This window comes from Arthrobacter nitrophenolicus (assembly GCF_000332815.1).
Classification (GTDB): domain Bacteria; phylum Actinomycetota; class Actinomycetes; order Actinomycetales; family Micrococcaceae; genus Arthrobacter; species Arthrobacter nitrophenolicus.
This window is the reverse complement of record NZ_AOFD01000012.1, coordinates 72,568-90,308: the sequence shown is the minus strand read 5'-3', so window position 1 is coordinate 90,308 and position 17,741 is coordinate 72,568. Positions and strand designations below refer to the sequence as shown.

Below are 17,741 nucleotides of genomic sequence, written 5' to 3'. Positions count from 1 at the left end.
CAAGCCGCCAGTGTGGCCATCCGCCCTGCGGTCACGGGTGAGCGGGTCTCCCGGCATGGGGTCGTCCGCAAGGTCGCGGTCGCGGAGGGGATCGTCAGCAATCCGGTTGCCTGACCATGGTTCTTCCACCAGTTGCGGGCTGTCCAGGGCGCTGGCGGGACGCACGGGTTCGGCGTAACCGCCGCCGGGAGCGCCGCCGTCGTACCCTGCCGTGGTGATGGCGGGGCCGGGGAGCTGGACCGGAGGTGGCGGAACGGTACCGCCGGCAGGTGCGTACGATTCGCTGTACTGGTCGCCGTACGGGGTGCCGGAGTACTGCCCGGCAAGGCCGGCGGTGCGGCGTGTTCCCGACGACGATTCCGGGGCGCCTGCGGTGAGGCCGCGGGTGAGGCGGCCGGCCAGGACGCCGGCCCCGGCTGCCAGCAGCAGGAAGGTCCCGGGACGGTTCCGGGCGAACCGCTGGACCTCGGTCAGAAGGTCACCCGGCTCCCTGTTTTCCAGCACGTGGCCATGGAGGAGGTGCGCTCGGCGGCCTGCCGGATGAGGTCGCTGGCCATGCCCTGCTGGTCCGGGGCGTCCGCCATGCTCCGCAGCTGGCCGGAGATAGAGCGCATGCCCTCGGCTGCCTTCTGCTGCTGCGTGCCGGCCTGGCTGGTCAGGCCCGTCTTCGCCTGGTGCAGCAGGTCCTGCGCGCTGTACTTCGCCTCCGCAGCAACGTTGGCAGCCTCGCTCTTGGCCGTCTGCGCCACGCTTTGGGCCGAATCTTTTGCCGTGCGGGCTACGTCCGCTGCTTCTTCCTTTGCCGCGTCCTTGCGGGACGCCCCGGCGGTGTCACCGGTTTGCGTCACCCCGGTCTGCGTCACCCCGGCCGGCGGAGTGGCGGCGGCTGGAAAGGTAGTGGCGGTCCGCTCGCCCGGTACACCCGTTGAGGCCGGGGGAGCCGTGTAGGCGGGATCCTCGGGCCATTGGTTCTCTGTCATCTTCGCTCTCTCTTTCCAAGAAGGCCGGCTGTTGATCAAGAACCAGCAATACTGGCCGTAAAATAATAAGCATGATTACTAATGGAAAGTAAGTACCCTTGCTAAGCGAGTTATAACGGTTCCAGAAACGTCAGCCGGAATGGCGCAGGCCTGCCCGGACATCGAAGTGGAAAGTGGTGGGTAGTTTGGAAACAGCTCCATGGGTTTGGGTGGTAGTGGCCATTGTTGTGCTGGTCCTTATTGTGTTGCTGCTGGCAACCGGAAGGCGCCGGAAGGCAATGCAGCAAAAACGCGATGAAGCCCACCGGGAAAAGGCAGCCGAAATCCGCCGCGAGGCAGAAAATATGGAACTTGATGCCCGGGAGCGCGAGGCCAAGGCTGCGCGTGCCCGTGCTGACGCAGAGCAGGCGCAGGTAAATGCCGCACGGCTCAAGCAGGAAGCCGACGCGACAGCCCGGGAAGCACAGTCGCTCCGCGCCGATGTTGCGGACCATACCCGCAGGGCGGACGAGGTGGATCCCGACGTCGGACGGGACGGAGCTGCGCGGGACCGGGATACCCGTGGTGACGGTGTCCGTGACGACACTGTTCGTGATGACGCCGTCCGGGATGACGCCGTCCGCAGCGACGGGGTCCGCCGGGACGGCGACGGCGTCCGCCAGGACACCGTCAGGATGATGCCCGTGGTGCCGCCAGCCCCGTTGGTGCCGCGGCCGGCGACGCGCGCGCAGAGCGCCAGGAGGGTGCGCATGTGGACCGCGACCGGATGGACGCTGCCCGGGAGGAAGCGGCACGCCGGGACGCTGCCCGGGAGGAAGCGGCACGCCGGGACGGCGAGAACCCGCGGACCGGTATCTAGCCCGCCAAAGACCTCCGGCTGGCCCCCGATAGGGCTCCCGGTCAGGGTTTACGCGGCTTGAGGACAGGGGAGGGGCTAATGCCCTTCCCCTGTCCCATGCCTTCGAGGACTTCCTTGACGGCGTCGACAGATGAGGTTCGCGCTTCCCACCCCAGGATGCGGCGGGCCCGGCTGGTATCCATGACTGGTGCCCCGGCTGCCATTTCCACCCAGCCTGAATCGGTGGGCACGAGGCGCAGCCACCAGGCCAGGCCCACCAGCTTGTGAAGCAGGCCCATGGGGATCGGAAGGATCCTGCGGGCGCCCAGGATGCGGGCCAGTTCCCGGGGCGTGAGGACGGGTTCGGCCGCGATGTTGAACGCCCCGCTGGCCCGCTGGTCGATGACCCGCCAGTAGGCCTCCGCCACATCGTCGGCGTGGACTGCCTGGAAGATGAGATCGTCAGGTGCGGGCAGGAGTGGAATCCGGGGCCGGGCCGGCAGGAGCCGCGGGTATACAGGCCCCAGGAAATACCTGCCGATTTCGCTGCCCGCGTCGCGCTGGAAGATCAGCCCCGGCCGGAGCCTCGCGACGGATATGCCCGGCTCGGCCGCCGCGAACTCATCCAGCAGTTTCTCCTGTTCGGCCTTGTGCCGGCTGTAATGCGAACCCGGCATGCCCTCTGCCGGCCACGATTCGTCCGTGCGCCTGTCCTTGGGGGCTTTGCTGTAGGCGCCAACTGAGGAGGCGCAGACAACCTGCTTGGCGCCTGCCGCCTTGGCCGCCGCCAGAACATTTCTGGTGCCCGTGACGTTGGTGCGGTAGAGCTGCTCGAGGTCCCGGTTGGGTTGGATCTGCCAGGCCAGGTGCACCACCACGTCCACTCCGCGGAGCGCGGCCTCCAGCCGTGGCTTGTCCCGCTCCAGGCCGACATCCACGGTGTGCCACTCGACCCCCGAATACGGTTCCCTGGTGGTGTCCGGACGTCGCCTGCTCATGCCAACCACTTCCAGGCTTCCCGGTTTTTTGGCCAGGTGGCCCTGCAAATTCCGCAGCAGCGCTGTGCCAGCGTTTCCACTGGCTCCGGTGATGGCGATGCGCATGAAAAGGCTCCTCCGGCGGGGGTGTGCTGGTTCCGCTTACGTGCTGAGCCTACAGCGGAAGGATTGTTTTATAAGCAACCTTATGATTTCCTACTTCTAAGTCTTGCCGCAGGCTTTCGGAACCAGACCGAGGGAACCAACGACAATGCCCGAATCCTTTGCCGCGCTTGCCGTGGATGCTACGCCAGTCCGCCGGCAGGAACCAGAACTCCTGCACAAAAATCCTTCGCCCGCCTCATCGGGTAGGCTGCGGGAAACGTTTGAAAACGACCTCGTCCTCAGCTACCTGGATCTCGCGGAAGCCCTTGCCGGCCGGTTCGAGGCCCGCGGACGCGAACGGGCGGACCTGAACCAGGTGGCCTACCTTGGCCTGGTGAAGGCAGCCCGCGGGTTTGACCAGTCCAAGGGCGAAAGTTTCCCCGCCTACGCCGCCCCCACCATCACCGGTGAGCTGAAGAGGTACCTGCGGGACCGGACCTGGGTGGTCCGGCCGCCGAGGCATATCCAGGACCTCCGGACCAGGCTTTTCCGCGCCGAGCCGGAACTGACCCAGGCGCTGGGAAGGAACCCCAGCGTGGAGGAACTGGCCGGAGAGCTGGGGACGGACCCGGCGGAAGTGCAGGAAGCCATCTCGGCATCCAGCAGCATGCACCCGGATTCCCTAGATGCCGTCAACCCCAACTCTGACGCGCCGGCCCTCGGCGACGTGCTGGCCTGCCCGGAAACGCCGCTGGAGCGGCTGGAGGACCTTGCCTGCCTGCGGGAGGCGATGCAGGACCTGGACGCCGCGGACCGGGAGCTTCTGTACCGCCGCTACTTCTGCGAGGAAACCCAGGTGCAGCTGGGGAAGCGGCTCGGCATGTCCCAGATGCAGGTTTCGCGCCGATTGGCCCGCGTCCTGGTGGAACTCCAGCGGCGGCTTGAAAACAGCGCCCGTCCCGGCACTGGCCAGGACGGCGGCAACGCAGGATCATTGCGTGCCGTCCGCGGTGGCAGGGCTTCCGGCCCGGCCTCCCACACCCGCCGGATAAGTGCCAAGCCAAGGACCGTCTAGTCCCCTAATGACCCTTCGCCTGCCGTGGAAACTATCTCCGCGGCAGGGCTGAAGGCGCAGCAGCAAACCCGCGAATTTCGTATCTTGCCTTTTCAGCGGCTCGGATCTTTCCGGTCCGAAAGCCGGGAAAAGCCTGTGGCCCTGTTTAGGAGCAGCAGGAGGAGGGAACAGGGTGCTTATGGAAAGCCCCGAAACGTCCAAGTTCCGCGCTGTCCTGTTTGACCGGGACGGAACCCTGGTGGTCGATGTGCCTATAACGGGGACCCGGCACTGGTCCGGCCGGTGCCGGGTGCCAAAGCCGTGCTGGACGGCCTCCGGGCCGAGGGCATCGCCACCGGCGTCATCAGCAACCAGTCCGGCATCGCCCGGGGCCTGATCACGGAAGCCGATGTGGCGGGCGTGAATGCCAGGGTGGAAGAACTGCTGGGGCCCTTCGACGTCTGGGAAGTGTGCCCCCACTCGGAGCAGGACGCTGCGCCTGCCGGAAGCCGCAGCCCGGAATGGTCCACAGCGCCTGCCGAAAGCTGGGCATCGCCGAATCCGAGGCAGCACTCATTGGCGACATCGGGGCGGATGTCCGAGCCGCGGAGGCTGCCGGAGCAACAGGCGTGCTGGTTCCCACCCCGGTGACCCGGGCCGAGGAGGTGGCAGCGGCGCGGCTGGTCGCCCCTGACCTGGCGGCCGCCGTCGGCCTGCTGCAGGGGACGCCCTGATGGGCCGCGTGCTGGTGGCACGCCTGGACAGCATGGGCGATGTCCTCCTGGCCGGGCCCGCGGTCCGGGCCGTGGCCCACGGCAGGGTTCCGGACGGCAGCGGCGCCAACCACGTGGTGATGCTGTGCGGCCGGCAGGGGGAGGCCGCGGCTGCGCTGCTGCCCGGCGCCGCAGAGGTCTACAGCTGGGACAGCCCGTGGATCATGAACCCCGCCCCGAAGATGACCGGCCCCCACGCGGACCGGCTCATCGATTTCGTCCGCAACTCACGGATCACCGAAGCGGTCATCCTCACGTCCTTCCACCAGTCCCCGCTGCCGCTGGCCCTGCTGCTGAGGCTGGCCGGCGTGGAGCGGATCACCGGGGCGTCCACCGATCACGCCGGGTCGCTGCTGGATGTCAGGCTCAAGCCCGGTGAGGATTTCCCGGAGGACCAGCCCGAGGCCGAGCGGGCGCTGGGCATCGCGGAGGCCGCCGGGTTCCGGCTGCCGGCCGGGGACGACGGCAAGCTCCACCTCGCGTCCGTCCCCGATGTACGGGACCTGGTGGGCGCCGAACCCTACGTGGTGGTCCATCCGGGGGCTGCCGTCCCGGCCAGGGCGTGGCCGCCGCTGCACCACGCCGCCGCCGTCGAACTGCTTCAGGGCGCGGGACGCCGGGTGGTGGTGACGGGCGGCCCCAACGAGGCCTCATTGACCGCCACCGTGGCCGGCCCCTCCGCGCTGGACCTCGGCGGACGGACCGACCTCTCCACCCTGGCGGGTGTCATGGCGGGGGCCGACGCGGTAGTCACCGGGAACACCGGGCCCGCCCACCTCGCAGCCGCCGTGGGCACTCCGGTGGCGTGCCTGTTTTCGCCCGTGGTGCCCGCCATCCGCTGGGCGCCGTACGGGGTGCCGCTGGAACTGCTGGGCGACCAGAACGCGGCCTGCCGGATGACCCGCGCCCGCGTCTGCCCGGTCCCGGGCCATCCCTGCCTCGACTCCGTCTCGCCCGAGGAGGTGGTTGCCGCCGTCGAACGGCTGATCGGCGGAGTGAGTTCCTTCAGCACCCATGTCAGCACCCGTAGAAAGGCCCGTAACAGATGAGAATCCTGCTCTGGCATGTCCACGGTTCCTGGACGGACGCGTTTGTGCGCGGACGTCATGAGTACCTGCTTCCTGTCCTGCCGGAAGGAGGTGCCTGGGGACTTGGCCGTGCCGGCAGGGACTGGCCGCCTTCAGTGCGGGAGGTGGACCTGGCAACGCTCGACGCCGACGCCGTTGACGCCGTCGTGCTTCAGCGCCCGGAAGAGGTCACGGAGGTGTCCCGGCTGCTGGGGCGGACCCCGGGCCGCGACCTGCCGGCGGTGTACGTGGAGCACAACACCCCCAAGGGCAACTTCCCGAACACCCGCCATCCGCTCGCGGACCAGGACAGCATTCCGGTGGTCCACGTGACCCATTTCAACCGGCTGGCCTGGGACAACGGCTCGGCTCCCGCCACCGTCATTGAGCACGGGATCCCGGACCCCGGGCACCTGTACACGGGGGAGCTGGCCGAGCTGGGCGTTGTGGTCAATGAGCCGGTGCGCCGCGGCCGGGTGACCGGAACCGATCTGCTGCCGGCCTTTGCCTCGGTGGCGCCCCTTCAGGTCTTCGGCATGAAGACGGACGGGCTCGCCGCCGCCACCGGCATCGACGCGTCCCGGCTGGCGGCCCGGGGCGACCTGAAGACGCAGGAACTGCACCGGGAACTGGCCCGCTGCCGGGTCTATGTGCACCCCATGCGCTGGACGTCCCTGGGCCTTTCCCTCCTGGAAGCCATGCACCTGGGCATGCCGGTGGTGGCGCTGGCCACCACCGAAGCGCCGCGGGCGGTGCCGCCGGAGGCCGGCGCCGTCTCCACTGATATCGACGAGCTGCTCCGCTGTGGGCAGAGGCTGGTCGCCAATCCGGATGAAGCCCGACGGCGGGGCGCCGCCGCCCGTGAGGCGGCGCTGGAACGCTACAACCTGGGCACGTTCCAGGACCGCTGGGATGAGCTGCTGGCGGATCTGCGGAGCCGGCCCCGTCACTCCGTCAACGAGCACCCGGACGAGCGGATCCTTGTCCCGGCGCCAGAGAGGAAGACCCCATGAAAATCGCCATGATTTCCGAGCACGCCAGTCCGCTGGCGGCCCTGGGCGGAGTGGACGCGGGCGGACAGAACGTCCATGTTGCCGCGCTGTCCGAAGCGCTCGCCAAGCGGGGCCACCACGTCACCGTCTACACCCGCAGGGATGCAACGGAGCTTCCCGCCAGGGTCCGGGTGGGTCGCCGGCTTGAGGTTGTGCACGTCGATGCCGGCCCCGCCCGGCACGTGCCCAAGGATGAGCTGCTTCCCTACATGGGGGAGCTCGCGGACGGTGTGGCCAGGGACTGGGGGCAGCGGCCGCCGGACGTGGTGCACGGCCACTTCTGGATGTCCGGTCTTGCCGCGCTTGACGCTGCGCGCCGGCCCGACGCGGGATACCGCGTCCCGGTGATCCAGACCTTCCACGCCCTCGGCACGGTGAAACGCCGGCACCAGGGCGCAGAGGACACCAGTCCCACCGAACGCCGCTGGCTGGAGCCCGGCGTGGGGCGCTCCGCGGACAGGATCATTGCCACCTGCTCGGATGAGGTTTTTGAGCTCAAGGCCATGGGCATCACCACGGGCAAGATCTCCATCGCCCCCTGCGGCGTGGACCTGGGCTTCTTCTCGGCTGAGGGACCCGCTGCCGCCCGGAAGCGGCGCCACCGGATCCTCTCGGTGGGCCGGCTGGTGCCGCGCAAGGGCGTCGACCTGGTGATCCGCGCCCTGCCGCACCTGCGTGCAGCGGGGTTCGACGACGTCGAGCTCCTCATTGTGGGCGGCGGGGATTCCGGCGTCCTGCACGCGGACCCGGAGGTGCGCCGGCTGCTGGCCCTCGCTGCCGAGCTGGGCGTCGCGGACCAGGTCTCGCTGCAGGGGCAGGTGTCCCGCGCCGAAATGCCCGGGATCTTCCGCAGCGCCGACGCGTGGTCTGTGCGCCCTGGTACGAGCCGTTCGGCATCGTCCCGCTGGAGGCGATGGCCTGCGGCGTCCCCGTGGTGGCGGCTGCCGTGGGCGGCCTGCGGGACACCGTGGTGGACCACGCCACCGGCCTGCACGTGCCGCCGCGGGACCCGGAAGCGATCGCCTCGGCGCTCGCGCTGCTGCTCGGAAACCCGGACCTGCGCACCGAACTCGGCAACGCCGGCCAGGTGCGTGCCCGTACCAGGTACTCGTGGGAGCGGGTGGCCGCCGAAACGGAGAAGGCCTACCAGCTCGCCGTGGCGGAGGCCCCGGCCGGCGCCATACCCATGGAAGGAGCAGCGCTGTGACTGCTGAATGGTCCCTGAGGGAAGCCGACCTGCGGGTGCTGGCCACCGCGCCGGCGCTGCCCGCCGTGCTGCCCGGGGCGGCCTTTGTCGACCCGGACAGTGCCGACGCCGTGCGCAGCCACCTGGACAACGTGGTTCCGGCGCTGGAATCGCTCCGCAGCCAGTCCGGCCGCCTCGCCGCCTGGGGAGTTGAGCTCGCCCAGCGGCTGCTGCGCGGCCAGCGGCTCCTCGCCGCCGGCAACGGCGGGTCCGCCGCCGAGGCACAGCACCTCACCGCCGAACTGGTGGGCAGGTTCGACGGCGAACGCGTCCCGTTCTCCGCCATCTCCCTGCACGCGGAATCCTCCGCCGTCACGGCCATCGCCAATGACTACGGCTACGACGAGGTGTTTGCCCGCCAGGTCCGGGCGCATGCCCGTTCCGGCGATGTGCTGATGCTGCTGTCCACCAGCGGCAAGAGCCCCAACCTGCTGCGCGCCGCGGAGGCGGCAGCGCGGCTCAACGTGACCACGTGGGCGCTGACCGGAACAGGCCCCAACCCGCTGGCCGATGCCTGCGACGAGGCCGTGATGGTCGACGCCCTCAACGCCAATGCCCAGGAAGGGCACCTGATCGCGCTGCACGCCGTGTGCCGGGCCTTCGACCTCGAGGTGGCCCGCCGCAGTCCCACGGTGGGAGGTGGCCGGCCATGAGGATCGTGGTGGTGGGCGACGTCATGCTGGACGTTGACCTTTCGGGTGAGGCCACCCGCCTCAGCCCCGATGCTCCGGTTCCCGTGGTGGATGTTTCGGGCGTCCGCCGTCGTGCCGGGGGCGCCGGGCTGGTGGCCCGGATGCTGGCCGAGGACGGCTGGCCGGTCACCCTGGTGACGGTTATTGGCGACGACGACGCCGGGCGGCAGCTGAAGGAGCACCTCGCCGGAGTGCGGCTCGTGGCAGGCCCCAGCGGCTACCCTTCGCCGGTGAAGACCCGGGTGCGGGCAGGCTCGCACCCCCTGGTGCGCTTCGACCAGGGGTGCGAAAAGACGCCTGTACCCGACGTCAACCCCGCCATGCTCAGCGCCGTGGAGCAGGCGGGGGTGATCATCGTCGCGGACTACGGCAGGGGAGTGGCGGCCAACCCCCGGCTCCGCGAACTCCTCACCCGGCTGGCCCGGAAGGTGCCCGTCATCTGGGATCCTCATCCGTCCGGTCCGGACCCGGTGCCCGGCGTGGCCGTGGCCACGCCCAACCTGTCCGAAGCGGTCAGGGCCGCCCAGGCCTTGGCATCCAAGGACCCGGAGCCAGCTGCGGACAAGGGGGCAGCCGGCGGAAAGGACGGGTCCGGGGACCACGCCGCAGAGGCGGGCCGCATCCTGCTGGACCACTGGCAGAGCAACGCGGTGCTGGTCACCCGGGGAGAGCAGGGCGCCGTCCTGCTGCGCCGCGATGGCCAGGAGCCGCTCACCGTGCCTGCTCCCCGGGTGGAAGCGGGGGATCCCTGCGGCGCCGGGGACCGGCTCGCAGCGGGCCTGGCCGTGCACCTGCTGGCCGGGCGGAGCCTGGAGGAGGCCGCCGGCCTGGCGGTTCACGACGCCGCGGATTTCCTCGCCGCCGGCGGGGTGGCGGCGCTTCCCGACCGCACCACCGGTCCTGCCGGGCAGGACGCTGAAACAGGCGTGGCAGCGTCCGACCCGCGGTCACTCAGGGCGAAGCGCAGACCCAGCGAGCCGCTGCTGCTGGCCAGGACGGTCCGGCAGAACGGGGGAACCGTGGTGGCCACCGGCGGCTGCTTCGACCTGCTCCATGCAGGCCACGTGCGTTCCCTCACCGCGGCCCGCGAGCTGGGGGATTGCCTGATCGTCTGCCTGAACTCGGATGACTCGGTGCGGCGGCTCAAGGGCCCGGAACGTCCCATTATCGGCCAGCTCGACAGGGCCGAGCTGCTGCTCGCCATGGAGTGCGTGGACGCGGTGCTGGTCTTCGATGAAGACACCCCCGAGGCCGCCCTGGAGCGGCTGCGCCCGGACATCTGGGTCAAGGGCGGCGACTACAAGGGCGCCCGGCTCCCGGAATCGGACCTGGTGGAAAGCTGGGGCGGCCGCTGCCTCACGGTTCCCTACCACCCGGCGCGGTCCACCACCGGACTCGCCAACGCGCTCGCCAAGGTGGGCTGACCGGCCCTCCCCGCGCTACACGACAACGTATTTACCCATGTGAAAGGAACACCATGACCGCAGAATCGCATGCACCCGGCCGCGTCCTCATTACCGGAGGGGCCTCCGGACTGGGCGCCGCCGTCGTCGAGGCCGTCCTCAACGCGGGCGGCACCCCGGTGGTGCTGGACCGCGACATCAGCAACGTCTCCGGCGTGAAGGCCTTCGAAGTGGACGTCGCCGACCGCCTGGCGGTGGAAGCCGCGGTGCGCGAAGCCGCCGAGACGGTGGGCGGGCTGGACTCGGTGGTCACCGCCGCCGGGATCGACCGCTGCGGCAAGCTGGCCGACGTCGAGGCCACGGAGTGGGAAAAGGTCATCGGCGTGAACCTGATGGGCACCGTGTCCGTGGTCCGGGCCGCCCTGCCGTACCTGAAGGCCACCCACGGCCGGGTTGTCACGGTCGCTTCCACGCTGGGCAAGCGCGCGGTGGCTGACGCCACAGCCTACTGCGCCTCCAAGTTCGGCGTGGTGGGCTTCAGCCACGCGCTCGCCGCCGAGACCGGCGGGGAAATCGGCGTCACCACCATGATCCCGGGCGGGATGAAGACCCGCTTCTTCGATGACCGCACCGAACAGTACAAGCCCCAGGACGATTCGCGGCTCAACGATCCGGCGAACGTGGCCCAGGCCATCCTGTTCGCGTTGTCCCAGCCGAAGGGCTGCGAAGTCCGCGAGATGCTGGTCTGCCACGAGGAGGAGGGCTCCTGGCCCTAAGCCCCAGACCGGCCCTGCATGAACCGACGGGAGGAACCCATGCCTACAACAGCTACCGAAACCATCAGCCAGGACACCGCCAGCGGTTCCGGCATCACCATCCGGGATCCACGCACGGGTGACATCCTGTGGACGGTGCCCGAAGCCGGGCCGGGTGCAGTGGACCATGCCGTGGAAGTGGCCCGCAGTGCCACCGCCGAATGGGCGGCCACCGCCCCGGCAGAGCGGGGTGCCGCGCTGCGCTCCGCTGCCCGTGCACTCGATGCCGCAGCGCAGGAGCTGGCCGGCCTCAACGCCAGCGAAACCGGCCGGCCGATGGAGGAAGCGCTCGCCGGCATTGCCGCCGGGGTGTCCACCCTGGAGCAGTACGCCGAGCTCGGCCCGGTGCACCGTGGCCACAGCCTCCGCGGAAACCGGCTCGCCTCCGACTACACGGTGGCCGAATCCCGGGGCGTGGCAGTCCTCCTGACGCCCTGGAACGATCCGGTGGCGGTGGCCTGCGGCCTGATCGGCGCAGCCTGGTCACCGGAAACACCGTCATCCACAAGCCCAGCGAGCGGTGCCCGCGCCTGGGCGAGGCGCTCGGCGAGGTCCTGGCGCCGGCCTTTCCGCCAGGGGTGTTCCTTACGGTCAACGGCGGGGCGGAGGTGGGCGCCCTGCTGTCCCAGGCCGACGTGGATGTGCTGGCCCACGTGGGGTCCAGCGCCTCTGGTGCCCGGATCGCCCGGGCCGGGGCGCTGACCGGAGCCCACGTGATCAGGGAGAACGGCGGCAACGATCCGCTGCTCGTGGACAGCGATGTGGATCCCGCCTGGGCCGCCAGCCAGGCCGCCATCGGTGCCTTCAGCAACAGCGGCCAGATCTGCACAGCGGTGGAGCGGATCTACGTCCACAAGGCCATCGCGGAGGAGTTCTGCGCCGCCCTGCAGGCAGAGGCCGCGCAGCGCAACAGCAACGGCAGCGTGGCGCCGCTGGTGGACCTGCGCATGCGCGACGAGGTGCACGCCCAGGTTGCGGACGCCCTGGAACAGGGTGCCCGGGCGGTTGAGGGCGGCACCCTTCCGGACGGGCCGGGGTCCTTGTATCCGGCCACCGTGCTGCTGGACTGCACGGACGGGATGCAGGTCATGACAGAGGAGACCTTCGGCCCGGTTGCCCCGGTGCAGGTGGTGGACACGTTCGACGACGGCCTGCGCCTGGCATGCAGCGGCAGGTATGGCCTGGCCGCCACAGTCCTGAGCGGCAATATCGCGCACATCCAGCAGGCGGTCGCGGCCCTGCCGGTGGGAACCGTCAAGGTCAATGAGGTGTTCGGCGGCGCCCCGGGCGGCGCGGCACAGCCGCGCGGCGACAGCGGGCACGGGTTCGGTTACGGCCCGGAGCTGCTGGACGAGTTCAGCCAGGTGAAGGTGGTGCACATTGCTGCCCCGCCCGCGACGACCCCCCGGAAGGACCAGCCATGAGCACCTCTCCAGAAGCCGTGGACCTCTCCAGCCAGCGGGCACTGTCGGAGTGGCTGCCCGGGCGGCTGGCGGCGGAAGAACCACGCATCCTGGTGATTGGCGACCTCATGCTGGACGGCTGGTGGAGCGGCACCATCGAGCGGCTCTGCCGCGAGGCCCCCGCCCCGGTGGTGGACATCCAGGTCCGGGAGTCCGTCCCCGGCGGCGCAGCCAACACCGCCATGAACCTGGCCGCCCTGGGCGCGCGGGTTTCCGTGGCCGGGATCATCGGCACCGACGACGCCGGCGTGGACCTGCGCAACCAGCTGGTGGCTGCCGGCATCGACGTCCGGCACCTGCAGACCCACCCGGACATGGTGACCACCACCAAAACCAGGATCAGCAGCGGCGGGCAGGTGATGCTGCGCCTGGACGACTCAGCCAGGACTGTGCCGGCCGACGCGCTGGCCGCGCTGGCCGCCTCGGTGCGCGCCGCCGTCGAACGCCAGGATGCCGTCCTGGTCTGCGACTACGGCAACGGCGTCCTCGCCGGGCCGGTGCATGACGGACTGGTGGCGGCGCTGGGGGCCCGGGAAGGCGCGGCGCGGCGGCCCCTGGTGGTGGTCGATTCGCACGATCCCCGCCCCTGGGCTCCGCTGCACCCTGACCTGGTCACCCCGAACGCGCAGGAAACGGCGCGGCTGCTGGACCGGCGGCTGCCCGACGGACAGGAACGCGTGGACGCCATAGGTGCGCACGCCGAAGCCCTGCTCGCGGCCACCGGCGCCCGGGCGGTGGTGGTCACCCTGGACCGCGACGGCACGGTTCTGCTGACGTCCGACGGCGTCCGGCACCGCACGTGGGCACGGCCGGCGGCCGAGAAGCAGGCCTCCGGGGCCGGCGACACGTTCGTTGCGGCCCTCACGCTGGGCCGCTCGGCCGGGCTGCCCCTGACCGCGAGCCTGGACCTGGCGCAGTCCGCAGCGGATGTGGTGGTGCACCAGCCGGGCACGTCGGTGTGCAGCACCGAACAGCTGGGCCGCTACCTCCGGGCCTTCGCGGACACCGCACTGGGTGCCGATGAACTGGAACGGCAGCTCGACGTGCACCGGGCCCAGGGGCAGCGGATCGTGCTGACTAACGGCTGCTTCGACGTTCTGCACAGCGGCCACACCCGCTACCTCAACCAGGCCAAGCAGCTGGGCGACATCCTGGTGGTGGCCCTCAACAGCGACGACTCGGTCCGCCGGCTCAAGGGCGCCGGCCGGCCCATCAACGCCGTGGGCGACCGGGCCGCCGTGGTGGCTGCGCTCAGCTGCGTGGACTACGTGACCGTCTTCGACACCCCCACCGCCGGGCCGCTCATCCGGCAGCTCCGCCCGGAGGTCTACGCCAAGGGCGGGGACTACACCCCGGAGATGCTGGCGGAGACCCCGGCCGTGGAGGAATACGGCGGCCGGGTGGCCATCCTGGACTACGTGGCGGAACGCTCCACCACCGCCGTGGTCAACCGGATCAGGGACGGCGAGGGTGCCGCTTCGGCCATCTAGGAGCGGTTTCCTGGGGCCGTGCCGCGCCGGTTTCCGGTGCGGTGCGGACCCGGGCGTCATTTAGGGTTGAAGCATGACTGAGGCGCGGCACGGGTAATGGCTAAACGCGGAAAGTCAGGGGGCCGGGCCGGCCGGACGGCGGCTGTCACGGCCGAACAAACCAAGGGGACAAAGCCTGGCGGTCCCGTGGAAGGCGTCTACTACATCGATACCGGCGACTGCGAGCTGATCGCGGACCAGGACAACTCCACCGGCTGGCTCCTGAAGATCAACGGCGTCATGAGCTCGCACATCGACCTCGCCGACCCCCTGTTCCTCGACTTCGAGTACATGCGCTGGATGGCGGCGCTGATCGAGTCGCGCTGGCCGCCGTCGGGCATTGCTTCCGGAGGCTCCGCAGCGGGCACCGGCACAACCTCCCGGCTGCGCGGGCTGCATTTGGGCGGCGGCGCCTGCTCGCTGGCCCGCTACTTTGCCGCCGCCTACCCCGACGCGCGGCAGGTGGTGGTGGAGCTCGACGGGAAGCTGGCCGAATATGTCCGCGGCTGGTTCGACCTCCCCAAGGCCCCGCTGCTGCGCCTGCGGGTGGGGGAGGCCCGCCAGGTGACGGAGACCCTGACCCCGGACACCCGGGACTTCATCATCCGGGACGTCTTCGCCGGTGCCCTGACCCCGCGCCCGCTGACAACGGCCGAGTTCAACCAGCACGTCCGCCGGGTCCTCGCCCCCGGTGGGGTGTACGTCGTGAACTCCGGCGACGGGCCGGACCTCAAGAACGCGCGCGAAGACGCCGCCACCCTCGCGGCCGCCTTCGCGCACACCGTTATCATCGCCGACCCCGCCATGCTGAAGGGCAGGCGCTACGGAACATGGTCATGGCCGGCAGCGACGTTCCCTTTGGGGACGATCCGCAGCTAGCCCGCCGGCTCCTGGGCGGCGCGGTCCCGGCACAACTCTGGGACGACGCCCAGGTCCGGGCCTTCGCTGCCGGCGCCCCGGTCCGCCACGATCCTCCCCACCCGCACCCTAACCTCGCAAGCTCGGCCAGGGAACCCGGCGGGCGTGGGCCCACGTAGTTATCGTTTTTCAGCGGCCCAGGAGTGCCTCCCGGTGGGCGGCCACCTGGTCCCGCAGCGCCTGCACCACGGCCGCGACCGCCGGCCGTCGCAGTGACTCCGCACGCAGGACCATCCAGTAGGGGAGCAGTTCGGCGATCTCATCCGGGAACAACCGGACCAGGTCATCGTGGAGGTCGCCCATGAAGCAGGGCAGGAATCCCACACCTGCGCCCGCCCGCGTGGCCTCGACGTGGACGAAGACGTTGGTGGACGTCAGTCCGTCGCGCATGGCAGGGACCAGCCGGCGCGGCGCGTCCAGGTCGTCCACCTGCAGCATCGAGTCCACGAAATACACCAGCGGATGCTCGTTGAGCTCGGCCACGCTGCCGGGCATCCCATGCTCGGCAAGGTAGGCCCGTGAGGCGTACATGCCCAGCATGTATTCGCCCAGCCGCACGGCCTCGGCACGGTGCACCTGCGGCTCTCCCACCACCACCTCGATGTCCAGCCCCGAGCGCTGCTGCAGAGCCCGCCGGGTCATGGTCACCACCTCCACGCTGAGGCCCGGGTGGTCACGGCGGAGCCGGGCCACTGCAGGAGCCGCGATGTAGGCGCTGAACCCGTCGGTCGCCGTCATGCGCACGACGCCGGTTATCGGGTCCGGTGCCTTGCCCGCCGGTCCCAGCGTGCCCAGGACGGCCTCCACCTGCTCGGCCACAAGCACCGCCTGCTGGCCCAGCTCGGTCAGTTCCCAACCGCCCGCGGCGCGGGCAAGGACCCGGCCGCCCAGCGCTTTCTCCAGCGCGGCGATCCTGCGCGAGACGGTGGTGTGGTTCAGCCCCAAGGCCTGGGCCGCCGTCGTAAATTTTGCCGAGCGGGACACTGCGAGCAGGACCAGGAGGTCATCCGGATTGGCGTTCATATCTGCAATTCTGCACATGGCGGGTGCCGGTTTGGTTATTGAAGCCGCATCTGTGTGCAGCAATACTCAGGGTAGCCGTCAGTGCTGGAGACCAGCACGTGTCAGTGAAGACACCAAGGAGAAACAGTGAGCGCAGAGCAACGCCCCGCAAACCAGGCAGCCGGGTCCGGCGGTGATTTGAACGGCCGGAAGGCGCTGGTTACCGGAGGTGCCAGTGGAATCGGAGCGGCGTGCGTGCGGGAGCTCGCGGCGCGCGGGGCCAAGGTGGTGGTGGCCGACGTCGACTCCGCCGGCGCCGCCGCGCTCGCCGACGAGGTGGGCGGCACCTCCTGGGCTGTGGACCTGCTGGATGTGGACCGGCTCGCCACCCTGAGCCTGGACTGCGACATCCTGGTGAATAACGCCGGGATCCAGCGCATCAGCCCCATCGAGGAGTTCGATCCCGCCGATTTCCGGCGGCTCCTCACCCTGATGCTGGAGGCGCCGTTCCTGTTGATCCGGGCGGCACTGCCGCACATGTACGCCAACAATTTTGGCCGGATCATCAACCTTTCCTCGGTTCACGGTATTCGGGCTTCGCCGTTCAAGAGCGCCTACGTCGCCGCCAAGCACGGGCTTGAGGGGCTCAGCAAGGTGACGGCGCTGGAGGGCGGGGAGCACGGGGTGACTTCCAACTGCATCAACCCCGGCTATGTGCGCACGCCGCTGGTGGAGTCGCAGATCGCGGACCAGGCCAAGGTGCACGGCATCCCCGAGTCCGAAGTCCTGGCCAGGGTGATGCTTACCGAGTCCGCCATCAAGCGCCTGGTGGAGCCGGAGGAGGTAGCATCCCTGGTGGCGTGGCTGGCGTCGGCCCCTGCGGGAATGGTCACCGGTGCCAGCTACACCATGGACGGCGGCTGGTCAGCGAAGTAGCCCCCCTCGAGTTCTTGTCCTTTGGGGGTTAGTCAAGGCGTTTGAGCTGCCGGTGGTCGTAGAAGAACACGCCCTGTGCTGTGTCCACACCGGCGGCGGTTCCCTGCAGGAACACCACCACCCCCTCATGCCGGCCCTTGAAGGGATCGTCACCCACTACGGCGTCGCCGATCTTGAAAGGGGAACGTGGGGCGAAGGACCTCCGGACCCGGGTCCAGATGTGCTTTGCGGCTTCGGCCAGGCTGACGGGCCGGCCCATGCTGTAAGGGTCCTGGACTTGGGCTTTGACCATGCGAACCAACTCCTCGAAAGCGGCAGGGGCCGCTCACTGGCGGTGCAGGTCAACCGGAACGCTCCCAGCAGAGGGCGGCCCTCCCATTCCGGCTGGGCACCTTACCCCAAAGCTATGCGCTATTCACACCAGTCACACCAGTAACAGGTACTCGTCTTTGCTTGGGCCGCTACTTGCCCGGCACTGCTCCGCGACTGCTCTGGCCGTTGATGATGTCGTCAGCGTTGTCGAAGGCCCAGGCAACCAGGGGCACCAGCAGTCCGCTGAGTTCGTACCCCTTCCCGGTGAGGCTGTAGTCGACGCGTGGCGGAATGACCGGCTGGGCGTGCCTGCTGACCAGGCCGTCCCGTTCCAGGGTCTTGAGCGTCTGGGCCAGCATTTTTTCGCTGATGCCCTCGGCCCGCCGCCGCAATTCGCTCCACCGCTGCTCCCCTTCGGACAGGGACAGCAGGATCAGTACGCCCCATTTGCTGGTGATGTGGTCCAGCAGGATCCGGCTGGGGCACCCGGCCGGGAAGACGCCGTCGGCAAAGCTCCGGGGCAGCGGGGACGGATGCGTGGTGGCTTCCATGGACAGCTTACCGCGGGGTCAGTACCTT

The 17,741-nt window shown here is 69.7% G+C and carries 13 protein-coding genes and 5 pseudogenes; 13 read left to right on the top strand and 5 right to left on the bottom strand.

Annotated features, from left to right (window positions below; translation table 11 throughout):
• A pseudogene (locus G205_RS06510) lies at positions 1-980 on the bottom strand (hypothetical protein); the annotation flags it as partial.
• A 278-nt stretch (positions 981-1,258) separates the two neighbouring features.
• Here G205_RS06510 and G205_RS20570 point away from each other — a divergent pair.
• The gene (locus G205_RS20570; protein ID WP_152419540.1) at positions 1,259-1,900 is read left to right on the top strand and encodes a hypothetical protein; all 642 of its coding nucleotides are present in this window, start codon (positions 1,259-1,261) and stop codon (positions 1,898-1,900) included.
• Here the strand turns inward: G205_RS20570 and G205_RS06500 are convergent.
• Positions 1,881-2,921, bottom strand: coding sequence for an NAD-dependent epimerase/dehydratase family protein (locus G205_RS06500; RefSeq protein ID WP_009357275.1), 1,041 nt, complete (start codon positions 2,919-2,921; stop codon positions 1,881-1,883). The genes G205_RS20570 and G205_RS06500 overlap by 20 nt on opposite strands.
• A 145-nt stretch (positions 2,922-3,066) precedes the next feature.
• Between G205_RS06500 and G205_RS06495 the strand changes: the two genes are divergently transcribed.
• From G205_RS06495 to G205_RS06445, 11 genes and pseudogenes are all read left to right on the top strand, one after another.
• Positions 3,067-3,975: a sigma-70 family RNA polymerase sigma factor gene (locus G205_RS06495; RefSeq protein WP_009357274.1), complete on the top strand. Its 909-nt coding sequence runs from the start codon at positions 3,067-3,069 to the stop codon at positions 3,973-3,975.
• A gap of 178 nt (positions 3,976-4,153) precedes the next feature.
• Positions 4,154-4,688, top strand: a pseudogene (locus G205_RS23980) (D-glycero-alpha-D-manno-heptose-1,7-bisphosphate 7-phosphatase).
• The gene (locus G205_RS06485; RefSeq protein WP_009357271.1) at positions 4,688-5,776 is read left to right on the top strand and encodes a glycosyltransferase family 9 protein; all 1,089 of its coding nucleotides are present in this window, start codon (positions 4,688-4,690) and stop codon (positions 5,774-5,776) included. The pseudogene G205_RS23980 and the gene G205_RS06485 overlap by 1 nt, the downstream one beginning before the upstream one ends.
• Complete coding sequence (locus tag G205_RS06480) at positions 5,773-6,807, top strand: glycosyltransferase (RefSeq protein ID WP_009357270.1); 1,035 nt, start codon at positions 5,773-5,775, stop codon at positions 6,805-6,807. Before G205_RS06485 ends, G205_RS06480 begins: the two co-directional genes overlap by 4 nt.
• Positions 6,804-8,053, top strand: a pseudogene (locus tag G205_RS06475) (glycosyltransferase). Before G205_RS06480 ends, G205_RS06475 begins: the two are co-directional and overlap by 4 nt.
• Positions 8,050-8,745: a D-sedoheptulose-7-phosphate isomerase gene (locus tag G205_RS06470; protein ID WP_009357268.1), complete on the top strand. Its 696-nt coding sequence runs from the start codon at positions 8,050-8,052 to the stop codon at positions 8,743-8,745. The pseudogene G205_RS06475 and the gene G205_RS06470 overlap by 4 nt, the downstream one beginning before the upstream one ends.
• Positions 8,742-10,208: a PfkB family carbohydrate kinase gene (locus tag G205_RS06465; protein ID WP_009357267.1), complete on the top strand. Its 1,467-nt coding sequence runs from the start codon at positions 8,742-8,744 to the stop codon at positions 10,206-10,208. The genes G205_RS06470 and G205_RS06465 overlap by 4 nt, the downstream gene beginning before the upstream one ends.
• A gap of 53 nt (positions 10,209-10,261) precedes the next feature.
• Positions 10,262-10,963 (top strand): SDR family oxidoreductase, encoded by a 702-nt coding sequence (locus G205_RS06460; RefSeq protein WP_009357266.1) that lies wholly within the window; start codon positions 10,262-10,264, stop codon positions 10,961-10,963.
• 39 nt (positions 10,964-11,002) lie between these two features.
• Positions 11,003-12,426 (top strand): annotated as a pseudogene (locus G205_RS06455) (aldehyde dehydrogenase family protein).
• Positions 12,423-13,955, top strand: coding sequence for a D-glycero-beta-D-manno-heptose 1-phosphate adenylyltransferase (rfaE2, locus tag G205_RS06450; protein ID WP_009357265.1), 1,533 nt, complete (start codon positions 12,423-12,425; stop codon positions 13,953-13,955). The pseudogene G205_RS06455 and the gene rfaE2 overlap by 4 nt, the downstream one beginning before the upstream one ends.
• A 96-nt stretch (positions 13,956-14,051) precedes the next feature.
• A pseudogene (locus G205_RS06445) lies at positions 14,052-15,031 on the top strand (spermidine synthase).
• A gap of 10 nt (positions 15,032-15,041) precedes the next feature.
• Here G205_RS06445 and G205_RS06440 read toward each other — a convergent pair.
• On the bottom strand, positions 15,042-15,935 hold the full coding sequence (locus G205_RS06440) for a LysR family transcriptional regulator (protein ID WP_009357264.1): 894 nt from the start codon (positions 15,933-15,935) through the stop codon (positions 15,042-15,044).
• Positions 15,936-16,061: 126 nt separating this feature from the next.
• Here G205_RS06440 and G205_RS06435 point away from each other — a divergent pair, with 126 nt between their 5' ends.
• On the top strand, positions 16,062-16,850 hold the full coding sequence (locus G205_RS06435) for a 3-hydroxybutyrate dehydrogenase (protein ID WP_009357263.1): 789 nt from the start codon (positions 16,062-16,064) through the stop codon (positions 16,848-16,850).
• Positions 16,851-16,878: 28 nt separating this feature from the next.
• Here the strand turns inward: G205_RS06435 and G205_RS06430 are convergent, their stop codons facing one another.
• Both G205_RS06430 and G205_RS06425 read right to left on the bottom strand, forming a co-directional pair.
• Positions 16,879-17,142 carry a hypothetical protein gene (locus tag G205_RS06430; protein WP_009357262.1) on the bottom strand — a complete coding sequence of 88 codons (264 nt, stop codon included), beginning with the start codon at positions 17,140-17,142 and terminating at the stop codon, positions 16,879-16,881.
• Positions 17,143-17,311: 169 nt separating this feature from the next.
• Positions 17,312-17,713, bottom strand: coding sequence for a winged helix-turn-helix transcriptional regulator (locus G205_RS06425; RefSeq protein ID WP_009357261.1), 402 nt, complete (start codon positions 17,711-17,713; stop codon positions 17,312-17,314).
• Positions 17,714-17,741 lie beyond the last annotated feature (28 nt).

Bases quoted from the DNA above. Each gene is read 5' to 3' on its own strand.
- G205_RS06480 (WP_009357270.1), top strand. From the start codon at position 5,773: ATGAGAATCCTGCTCTGGCATGTCCACGGTTCCTGGACGGACGCGTTT.
- G205_RS06440 (WP_009357264.1), bottom strand. From the start codon at position 15,935: ATGAACGCCAATCCGGATGACCTCCTGGTCCTGCTCGCAGTGTCCCGC.
- G205_RS20570 (WP_152419540.1), top strand. From the start codon at position 1,259: ATGCAGCAAAAACGCGATGAAGCCCACCGGGAAAAGGCAGCCGAAATC.
- G205_RS06465 (WP_009357267.1), top strand. From the start codon at position 8,742: ATGAGGATCGTGGTGGTGGGCGACGTCATGCTGGACGTTGACCTTTCG.
- G205_RS06425 (WP_009357261.1), bottom strand. From the start codon at position 17,713: ATGGAAGCCACCACGCATCCGTCCCCGCTGCCCCGGAGCTTTGCCGAC.
- rfaE2 (WP_009357265.1), top strand. From the start codon at position 12,423: ATGAGCACCTCTCCAGAAGCCGTGGACCTCTCCAGCCAGCGGGCACTG.
- G205_RS06430 (WP_009357262.1), bottom strand. From the start codon at position 17,142: ATGGTCAAAGCCCAAGTCCAGGACCCTTACAGCATGGGCCGGCCCGTC.
- G205_RS06485 (WP_009357271.1), top strand. From the start codon at position 4,688: ATGGGCCGCGTGCTGGTGGCACGCCTGGACAGCATGGGCGATGTCCTC.
- G205_RS06460 (WP_009357266.1), top strand. From the start codon at position 10,262: ATGACCGCAGAATCGCATGCACCCGGCCGCGTCCTCATTACCGGAGGG.
- G205_RS06495 (WP_009357274.1), top strand. From the start codon at position 3,067: ATGCCCGAATCCTTTGCCGCGCTTGCCGTGGATGCTACGCCAGTCCGC.
- G205_RS06500 (WP_009357275.1), bottom strand. From the start codon at position 2,921: ATGCGCATCGCCATCACCGGAGCCAGTGGAAACGCTGGCACAGCGCTG.